Here is an 8,795-nt window from a genome sequence, read left to right as displayed (position 1 = left end):
TCTTGGGCCCGTTGAAGGCGAGAACGCCAAAGCAGTCGAGACCATTTCTGTCTTCTTGGAGCAACGGCGTTGTTCGGAGCTTGCTGCGGGCAGCGTGGTGGTGGATGTCGTCGGATTTGCTGCCGTCGGCTCTTCGGACCGGGAGGAGAGTGCCGCGCGGGTGCGAAGCCATACCGTGGGTGCTTACTTGACTTCTCATCTCCCGAGCTACGTTCGAATCTACCCACTAGGGCCAGTCACGCCCCTTAAACAGAACAACCGGTGGGATGAACTTGTTTCGCGAACAGCCTTGCCCGGAGCAGTCATGGTCAGCGTCCGCTGCACTGGGGCTTTCTAAGTGTTTGCGGGGACTCTCTCGCAGATCGGCCTAGATTCGGCATCAGCAAAAGCCCGGGCGATTTAATTCATGTTGTTGCGCGGAACCGCGGGTGCTGAATCCAGCTTGTTGCGCAGATCAACGGCCGCTTTGGAGCCGTCCGAAAGACGGCTTCGGGCCCGATGCCGCCCTTCGGCTCTCTCAAAAGCGGTCATTCAATCCGGCATCACAACCTGCCGCGAGGCCTTGATTCAAAGACCCGGGCGCGGGCCCAGGGTCGCATGTGGAAACAAGCCTTACGCTGCGGTCCCATGCCAGCGCGTAGGACAGCCCGCTCGGGCAATGACTTATGAATAAGTAATCTCGTGAGGATGAAATGGAACTCCCCGCTCCATTCCCACAAGCTTGACCCTGACGCAGTCCCCGCTCATGCCAGTGATGATTCCGCTGACGCCGCGTATTTCGACCAAGCCGCCGCGGCGTGCGGGTACGGAAAATTTCTGCCGGATGCAAGCGAGCATGTCGTTCTTCTTAAGGGCCATGAGTGTCTAGGTGAGCGAAAAAACCCCCAGCAAGCAGCTGGGTGCAAGTCTCGGTGCGGTGGTGCACCCAGGTCCCGCACAGAGCGCGAGAGAACTTAAGTTATCGCCTCGCACCAGCCCAAGTTGTGGGACAAGAGCCTGCTTCCTTGTGCTCGCCGCAAGGATCGGCTGATTCCACCATCCGGCTGCCAGGTGGCGTTTGATGCGTCCTACACCGGCTCATGGCCGCCGTTTCGCGCACCTGTTCACGCTCCGGCAACATCTTTGACTGAACTGGGCCTTTTGTTAACAAAACGCCCTAGAGTCCGTTTTTACGAACTTTTCGGTAGGCATGTTGGTGCCGGAATGTTCGCTTCTGCCCCGGCCATCAGCCACGCAGAAGTGCCATCCAAGGGAGCAGAGTGCCAATCCACAAGATCGATGGAGGCAGAGTCGTGGCCGCGCGCAATTCGGCGCAGCCCAACTCGTTGCCTCATTACCTCGCAGGCGGTGCGGGGGCCTACCACCCATAGTTTGCGTGCTGGCGTTCGGCGCTTCGGCGGCGGCGGCCGATCCAGGCGTCACGCGCCCGTCGGCCGCGGCCGAGCGCCGCGTGGTGTCTCATGACTCGCAGCAACACGACGCGCTGATTGCCGAACAACGTGCCGGCCGCATCACGGCGGCACAGGCGCTGAAGCAATTGAAAGCCTGGCTCGCGATGCCGCTCGACCATGCCGCGCGCCAACGCGCGGTTTCCGATGCGATCTCGATCGCGGTCGACGACGGCCAGTTGCCGAAGCGGCGGCCCTTGGCCGCAAGCGGCCTGCAGGAGGGATGCTACTGCGGTCTGCTTCGTTGAGAAGAGCAGTATGCATAACGATCGCCGGCATGCGGGCCGGGCTGTCGTGCTGCGCATCGAGCCGCTAAGCGGCTTCTCCTGTTGGGCATCCATGGCTCGGTGCATGGGACCGGAGACCATCGGACCTTCGTCGAAGAGGTTTCCTTTCTACGGCTCTCGCGGCGTGTTGTCCTCGCTGACGTGGTCTAGCAGATCGTCAACGGTGTTGAACGACACCGTTTCTGCATCCACTTCTCGCGCGTCGACGGCAAGGTCATCGAGAGCAAGTTGCTCGTCAAGCTGAGCATGGATCCAGCTGTCGGGAAACTGGCGCGGCGCTTCGAAGCGCAAAAGCGTCGTCCCGGCGAACACAACGACAGACTTCAAGACCAAGTCGGAGCGCAGGCTGGTGGTTTCCTGCACTGGCTCGTCACCGACAGCCGCCTCGACCTCGCCTACGATCTGGTCGATGATCAGGCCCCACTGCGTTGGCGAGACGCCGAGTATTTGGTCGATGCCGCGCAGCAGAGCTGTAGCGTCCGGTGCTTCTCCGTCCTCGAGTTCAGGATCGACGTTGACCCAAACGTCAGCTTGCGCTGCCAACACTCGAGCCCGGCCCACGACAATGTCATCGCGCACCTCAACATCGGTGAGTACTCCGCTGCTTGCGATCGCTTCTCTGAATTTGTGGATCACCCCGTCTCCCTGTGTGAAAGCGCCGTCCAGGTCTGCTTCTCTGATCGGGCCAGTTTGTCAAGCGCAGAGTATCTCGGTATTTGGCTTTGTCGAACAGAACGTCTCGGTGCAGGTCACGCTTCTCTACGCAGTCGTCCCGACCCGAGGGTCGGCGCTGCACGCACTGGTCAGACGGAGCGGAGAGCCGCGCTTGTGGACGCGCTTTACAGCGCAGCAGACATTTACGGCTTCATCCGGACCATCGCCTACACCTGAACGCCCAATTCTTGATCCCTTTCGATTCGATCTATCGGCACATCGCTCCAGCCGGCACCGCTCACGCCTTCACGGCAATAGGTTCCTGTGAACCCCATCGGAACTCGGAGCCATCCACCCACATGCGGTGCAGGATGACGGCCAGCTTGCGTGCCACCGCAATCACCGCACGTCGATGGCCTCTCGTCTTGGCCAGCCGCATGCCCCAGGCTTTCAACGACGACCACTGGGCGTTGCGCGTGAGCAGCGAGTGCGCCGCGACGTAGAGGGCGGAGCGCACGTCAGCATCGCCAGCTCGCGAGATGTGACCAGGATTGTCCATCTCGCCGGACTGGTAGCGTTCGGGTGTCAGGCCGAAGTGGGCCGCGACATTGCGCGACGACTTGAAGCGGGCCGGGTCGTCCACCGCAGACTTGAAGGTGAGTGCCGCCACGGGCCCCACACCCGGGATGGACATGAGCCGCACGCACAGCGGATCCGCCTTGGTCAGCGCCTTGACCGCGTTGTCCAGCTTCAGGTAGGTCTTGTAGAGTACGGTCCTCGCGTCCAGCAGCGGCACGAGCGCGCAGGACAGCATCTCGTCATCGGCGAAGGTCTGGCGCACCTGGGCGTCGAAGGATCCGTGGCCCACGCGCGGGGCCAGGCGGATGCCGAACACGCGCAGGAGACCGCGCAGCTCGTTCTCGAGATCGACGCACTTCGTCAGGATCGCCTTGCGGCTGGCGAGCAGCGCGCGCACGCGGTGACTGTGCAGGCTCTTGATGTGCACGCGGCTGTACCAGCCGGTGCGCAGGATCTGCGCGATGCCGCGGGCGTCGTTGCGGTCGGTCTTGTTGCGCATGGCGTCCAGGGTGTTCTTGACCTGCCGGGCTTCCAGGCAGATGACCTCGAAGCCCGCGGCCTGCAGGCCGTAGGTGAGGTACTGGCTCAGTGCCCCGGCTTCGAAGCCAACGGACTTCAACTCGGGACTGAAGGCGTGCAGCCAGTCGACAATGACATCGACATGCGCGTCGACCTTGGCCTCCCGACAGACCTCGCCGCGGTCGTCAACGACGCAGATCGAGACGGATCTCAGGGACACATCGATTCCGGTGAAGTAGGTCATTCAAGCTCTCCTTCGTAGGGGGTCTACGAGTCTAGGAAGAGAACTCTGCGGGTCAATCAACCCGCCCGCTCACCGATGCTCATGGCCGCATTGCACCGGCGTGAACGGCCGGGCATGAAGCGTTTGGTGACTTACTGGCGCTGATTCCACTGTCTCACCAGCGTCGCGCTGCGATGCCGGAGTTTCTGCGGAAAGGTCTTGGTATCCGCAATCCTCGAGAGCACCTTCGCAATCTCGTCGTCCATTGGCACGCCCGCTTCGAGCCAAGCCACGGCCAACTCAGGCCAATATGGGGTAGGCCAATCCAAGCCTGACATCACGACCTCCCGAGCCGAGGCAACTTCCGGCACGTATTCTGAGAGCGGCGATTCAAGAGCGGGAAGCAAGGTCCGACGATCCATGGTCTCATTGGGGCGTGGCGAGGGCGCTTGCATCATGAATCGGCATATTTCTGATGGAGGACCAAACAGCGCGCTTGAAGCCCTTCCAGTCGAGTGCGGGCCGGAAGAGCTTCGCAAGCCGCGACACCACCTCAGGGTCTGGCGAATACGCAGAAAGCCGGCCCATCAGTACGCGGGTGCCGTCCCTGACCATGCCGCGCCTCACCCCGCTGTACGGCGGCTCCATCACTGCGATTGCCGCTTTGCCGCATGCCGCGCGGCGATCCAGCCCAACGCGCCCACGTCGGCACCGCCCGTTTCCACGACCTCGGTGCCTGCCAACATCAGCCCATAGCCATGCTCGTCCTCCCAGGCGCAGCTGAAGTCCAGACCGATATAGGGCGCGCCGAGGACGGGGTATAGATTGATGTTGTTGAGCCGAACCAGGGGCAGCAACGTGGCCTCGCCCCAGCGCTCGGGCAGTCGGAACGCATCGTCGGCCAGGACGGTCGCGTTCTCGATGGCGCGCAGAGACGGCAGATCAGCCAGCATGGCGTCCAGCACTGCACGGAAAAAGGCCGCATCGTTCTCGAGCAGCCAACGCGCTGCTTCGATCATCGCTCCATCGGGCGCCCCGTCGGATCCGTCGTCGTTCTCGAGGTAAACGGTCACCTCGCCTGTTTCGGCGATCCGGTCGGCCTTGGCATAGCCTGGCGACGCCGCCCGTGCGGTTGCGCCGCGAAAACGCGCGGTATGGGGCAATGGCAAGGCTGTCACCCAGCTTCCCTTGGACCCGTAGAGCGTCGGCAGACCCTGCACGATCAGTGGAACATCGCTGGGGGAGATAGGGGTGGTGTTCATGTATTGGTCAATCTGCCGTCCCGGCCGTGATGGCGAAGATCCAGTTGTCCTCGGACGTCTTGTTCATGGCTTTGATCTTTCCGCTCGCGAAGCCGACGACGAGAGCCCGGTCTCCTTGCGCTACGAACTCCCGGGGTTCCGTGGACGTTTCTATCGACTTGGATGCCGTCTCAAGCAAATCCGCCAGCCCGGCGTGTCCGTGGCGCGTTCCGGCCAGCGGCCAATCCTCGCCCGGAATGATCCACTCGATGTCTTCGGCGACCAGCGGCAGCAGAGCCTCCCTGTCGCCGCGGCCTATCGCGGTGAAAGTCCTTCACGGCCTGGACGTTCTTCTCGGTGCTCATGGCATTTTCTCCATTCCCCCGGTCGTGCTGTTCATGAGTCGAACTTGACCAAATCCTTGAAGATCAGGCGGCCCCAGCTCTTGTCGTGCGCCTGCACGAGCAACCCACCTTCTGAAAGCGCGCCAAGCTTGATCGGTGCGAAGCCCAGATTTTCCGCGAGCGCCCCGATCTGCGTTGCGGCATCGTCGTCGTCGCTCGTCAGGAACACGACTCGCCTGCCGCCATGTACGGCCGGATCCTGGTCCAGGACGGCAGCGACCAGATGGTTGAAGCCCTTGACCAGCCTGCCGCCCGCGAAGGCCTCCTCGACGACCTTGGCCGAGGGCCTTCCGCCCAGGTCCTCGGCGGACACACCGTAGGCATTGGTCACATCGACGATGATCTTGCCCTGCCAGCTCGGCAGCGCCTTCGCGACATCCGGGTGCGATTGGAAACGGACAGCCAGGAAGACGACGTCCGCCCTGACCGCTTCCGCAAGTGTTGTGGGGGTGATCCCAGGTCCGATCGCGGTCGCGGCCGATGCAAAGCTTTCCGGGTTGCGCGTCGTTGCGACGGATACGGCGATGCCCTTGCGAGCAAACGCCTTGGCGAGGGTCTGGCCGATCTCGCCAAAGCCGATGATTGCGTAGTTCATATGATTTTCCTTTGGTTTTAGACGCGGTCAGAGCTTGTAGCCGCCGCTCGCCTCGATCGTCTGGCCGGTCACCCAGTGGCCTTCATCGGAAGCCAGGAACGCTACGACGGCGGCGATCTCCGAAGGCTCGCCAAAACGTCCCAGCGCGATGTCGGCCTCGACCGCCTTGACGAGTTCGGCGTTTTCCCGGAAGGCGGCGTTCGCCTCCGTTCGCGTGAAGCCCGGCGCCACCGCGTTCACGGTAATTCCGCGCGGCCCCAGCTCGGACGCGAGCGCATGGGTCAGGTTGTTGATGGCCGCTTTGGCCATCGAGTAAACCGGCGCGGTGGTCACAGGCTTGGTGGCGGCAGCGGAAGAGATGTTGATGATGCGTCCACCATCGGCAAAACGATCCAGCGCGGCCTGAACGATGAAGAAAGGCGCGCGGGCGTAAACCGCGATCAACGTGTCCCAGCTTTCCGGCGTCGCGTCTTTGAAGCCAATCCAGCCGGAGTTGCCAGCGTTGTTGACCAGGATGTCGAGAGCTTTGCTGCCGTTCCGCTTGGTGAACTCCTCGTCCAGTCTCTCGAACAAGGTCGGGACGGTCGTCGGGTCAACGAGGTCCGCGTGGATCGCGAACGCAGTGCCTCCAGCTTTCCCGATGGCCGCGACCGCCTCGTCTGCGCCAGATTTGCTGGCGTTGTAGGTCAGTGCGACCGTCGCACCATCCCTTGCAAGTCGTTCGGCGATGGCGCGGCCAATGCCACGCGATGCCCCGGTAACGAGAGCAGTCTTTCCTTTGAGGGATTGTTCCATTTGGCTTTCTTTCGTGGCGGTTCAGAGTTGTGCCAAGCCGCCGTCGACGGCGACCTCGCTTGCGGTCATGAAGCTGCTGTCAGACGACGCGAGAAAGGCAGCCACGGCTCCGATTTCCGCCGGATCGCCCATGCGCTGGAGTGGCGTCATCGCGCCGAAGGCCTTGACGCCCTCTTCGCCCAGCGCTGCCTTCGCAAGGTCGGTCGCCGTGGGTCCGGGCGACAGCACGTTGACCCGGATGCCGGTGCCCTTCAAGTCCTCCGCCCAGGTCCGCGCAAGGTTGCGCACCGCCGCCTTACTCGCGCTGTAGGCGCTGAATGCCGGGGCGCCCGTGGTGCCCGCGCTCGATCCGGTCAGGATGATCGATGCGCCCCGGCCCATCAGCGGCAGCGCCTGCTGAACGGTGAAGATCGCTCCCTTCACATTGGTGTCGAAGGCCTCGTCGATGTGCTCGGCTGTGATCTTGCCGAGCGCCAGCGGGCCTCCCGCTCCGGCATTGGCGAAGACGATGTCGAGGGTGCCGCGCTCGGCCTTTACCGCGGCATAGAGCCGGTCGAGGTCGGCTGGATTGGAGACGGAGCCCTTCACCGCGCGGGCATTGGGTCCAAGCTCGGCCACAGCGGCGTCGAGCGCTTCCTGCCGGCGGCCGAAGATGAAGACGAAGGCGCCCTCCTCGATGAAGCGCTTGGCGGTTGCGAGGCCGATGCCGGTCGCGCCACCGGTGATCACGGCGGTCCTTCCATTCAGTCTGGTCATGTCATGGTTCCTTGGTTGGAGTTGAAGCGCCTGTTCCCTGTTGGTGCGAAGGCGCGGTATCATGTGGATCAGTGGTCCAAATCAGATCGACAACATCCAAACCACTGATCCGAATATATGGATCACTGATCCGTTTGTCAAGATCCTCCATGCGAGCCGACGCCAAAAAGAACTACAGCCATCTACTTGCAGTCGCGCGCGACGTCGTCACCGAGCACGGCGCCAACGCGTCGATGCGAGATATCGCCCGCCGAGCCGAGGTCGGGTTGGCCACGCTGCTTCGTCATTTCCCGACGCGAGAAGCCTTGTTCGATGCGTTGCTGCGGACGAATGCGGACGCACTGACCCAGCAGGCGACCGAGCTCGAAACGTCGAGCTCACCTGACGAAGCGCTCGTGTCCTGGTTTCGCGAAGCAGTGCGATTCACGCAGACCTATAGCGGCGTTTGCGACTTGATGGCGAGCGCCCACGCGGACCCGGACTCCGCGCTTCACGCTTCAAGCACAGCGCTGCACTCAGCGGGAGCGCGACTGCTGCTGCGAGCTCAGGCCGAGGGAACGGCGCGCGCCGATATGGATGGGGAGGACCTGTTCGCCCTCATGTCGGCACTCAGCTGGCTCGCCGGCCAACCCTCATTTGCCCCACGGGCCGATCGTCTCTTTCACATCGTCGCGAGCGCCATCCTGACAAAGCGATCACCGACGATTGTGTAGTGGCTAACACAGAGATCGAGTTGAACGTCGAGCAGGCAAAGGCATTGGTTGCAAGCCTTGAAGCCGCTATCGCGAATGCCTCAGAAAGCGGACGTGGTTGGGTTAGAGAGCTCGGACTGGATCCTGCCGACTACGGAACACACTCGATGCGACGGACGAAGGCGACGCTGATCTACCGGCGGACGAGAAACCTCCGTGCGGTGCAGTTGCTGCTCGGCCACTCGAAGCTCGAGTCGACCGTCAGATACCTGGGCATCGAGGTGGATGACGCCCTGGAGATCTCGGAGCAGACGGAAATCTGAGCGAGCGCCGATTGAGCGGCGCAGATCCGTCCGCCTTGCTGCGACGGTGAGGCGGATTGATGTGCTGCCGGATGACGCCGACTGACTGCAACCAGTCTAAAGCGGGCGTATCTGAAGGGCGCCTTCGCAGCGGGTCCGTGGGCGGCCCCAGCGTCAGGTAAGCCAGCTGCAGGCGCTCGCCGACTTCTATGAGAACGACGGTGCTGATAACTTCCGGGGTGCGCCCAACGTCAGGCGAACCGAGCTCCTTGTGGAGGAGGCGAACTTCGAGGGCGTGAT

General features: G+C 62.7%; 8 protein-coding genes and 2 pseudogenes. 3 read left to right on the top strand and 7 right to left on the bottom strand.

From position 1 onward, the window contains the following. Positions 1-1,375 precede the first annotated feature (1,375 nt). Entirely contained in the window at positions 1,376-1,696 is a 321-nt protein-coding gene (locus tag EJO66_RS31930; protein WP_125967207.1) for a hypothetical protein, read from the top strand. 147 nt (positions 1,697-1,843) lie between these two features. On the opposite strand, the gene EJO66_RS31925 is transcribed toward EJO66_RS31930, so the two are convergent. From EJO66_RS31925 to EJO66_RS31890, 7 genes and pseudogenes are all read right to left on the bottom strand, one after another. Then, positions 1,844-2,371: a cytochrome C5 gene (locus tag EJO66_RS31925; protein ID WP_125967206.1), complete on the bottom strand. Its 528-nt coding sequence runs from the start codon at positions 2,369-2,371 to the stop codon at positions 1,844-1,846. A 316-nt stretch (positions 2,372-2,687) separates the two neighbouring features. Continuing rightward, positions 2,688-3,731, bottom strand: coding sequence for an IS110 family RNA-guided transposase (locus tag EJO66_RS31920; protein ID WP_125967205.1), 1,044 nt, complete (start codon positions 3,729-3,731; stop codon positions 2,688-2,690). A gap of 626 nt (positions 3,732-4,357) precedes the next feature. Next, complete coding sequence (locus EJO66_RS31910) at positions 4,358-4,972, bottom strand: DUF6985 domain-containing protein (RefSeq protein WP_240648941.1); 615 nt, start codon at positions 4,970-4,972, stop codon at positions 4,358-4,360. Further along, positions 4,969-5,316: pseudogene (locus EJO66_RS31905) on the bottom strand (nuclear transport factor 2 family protein). Before EJO66_RS31905 ends, EJO66_RS31910 begins: the two are co-directional and overlap by 4 nt. A gap of 31 nt (positions 5,317-5,347) precedes the next feature. Next, positions 5,348-5,950, bottom strand: a complete 603-nt coding sequence (locus EJO66_RS31900) for an NADPH-dependent F420 reductase (protein ID WP_124962030.1) — start codon at positions 5,948-5,950, stop codon at positions 5,348-5,350. A 27-nt stretch (positions 5,951-5,977) separates the two neighbouring features. Continuing rightward, positions 5,978-6,745 (bottom strand): SDR family NAD(P)-dependent oxidoreductase, encoded by a 768-nt coding sequence (locus EJO66_RS31895; protein WP_124962031.1) that lies wholly within the window; start codon positions 6,743-6,745, stop codon positions 5,978-5,980. Between the two features lie 21 nt (positions 6,746-6,766). Further along, a complete protein-coding gene (locus tag EJO66_RS31890; protein ID WP_125967203.1) occupies positions 6,767-7,501 on the bottom strand; it encodes an SDR family NAD(P)-dependent oxidoreductase in 735 nt (244 codons plus the stop codon). A 149-nt stretch (positions 7,502-7,650) separates the two neighbouring features. On the opposite strand from EJO66_RS31890, the gene EJO66_RS31885 reads away from it, so the two are divergent. Together EJO66_RS31885 and EJO66_RS31880 are read left to right on the top strand one after the other, a co-directional pair. Further along, positions 7,651-8,214 carry a TetR/AcrR family transcriptional regulator gene (locus EJO66_RS31885; protein WP_124962033.1) on the top strand — a complete coding sequence of 188 codons (564 nt, stop codon included), beginning with the start codon at positions 7,651-7,653 and terminating at the stop codon, positions 8,212-8,214. Between the two features lie 98 nt (positions 8,215-8,312). Continuing rightward, positions 8,313-8,516 (top strand): annotated as a pseudogene (locus tag EJO66_RS31880) (tyrosine-type recombinase/integrase); the annotation flags it as partial. Positions 8,517-8,795: the final 279 nt, after the last annotated feature.

The sequence above is a fragment of the Variovorax beijingensis genome, assembly GCF_003951285.1.
Taxonomy (GTDB): Bacteria; Pseudomonadota; Gammaproteobacteria; order Burkholderiales; family Burkholderiaceae_C; genus Variovorax; species Variovorax beijingensis.
Note: the sequence above shows the minus strand (reverse complement) of the source record. Positions and strands in the feature narration are given on the sequence as shown.

Bases quoted from the DNA above. Each gene is read 5' to 3' on its own strand.
- EJO66_RS31920 (WP_125967205.1), bottom strand. From the start codon at position 3,731: ATGACCTACTTCACCGGAATCGATGTGTCCCTGAGATCCGTCTCGATC.
- EJO66_RS31910 (WP_240648941.1), bottom strand. From the start codon at position 4,972: ATGAACACCACCCCTATCTCCCCCAGCGATGTTCCACTGATCGTGCAG.
- EJO66_RS31900 (WP_124962030.1), bottom strand. From the start codon at position 5,950: ATGAACTACGCAATCATCGGCTTTGGCGAGATCGGCCAGACCCTCGCC.
- EJO66_RS31895 (WP_124962031.1), bottom strand. From the start codon at position 6,745: ATGGAACAATCCCTCAAAGGAAAGACTGCTCTCGTTACCGGGGCATCG.
- EJO66_RS31890 (WP_125967203.1), bottom strand. From the start codon at position 7,501: ATGACCAGACTGAATGGAAGGACCGCCGTGATCACCGGTGGCGCGACC.
- EJO66_RS31885 (WP_124962033.1), top strand. From the start codon at position 7,651: ATGCGAGCCGACGCCAAAAAGAACTACAGCCATCTACTTGCAGTCGCG.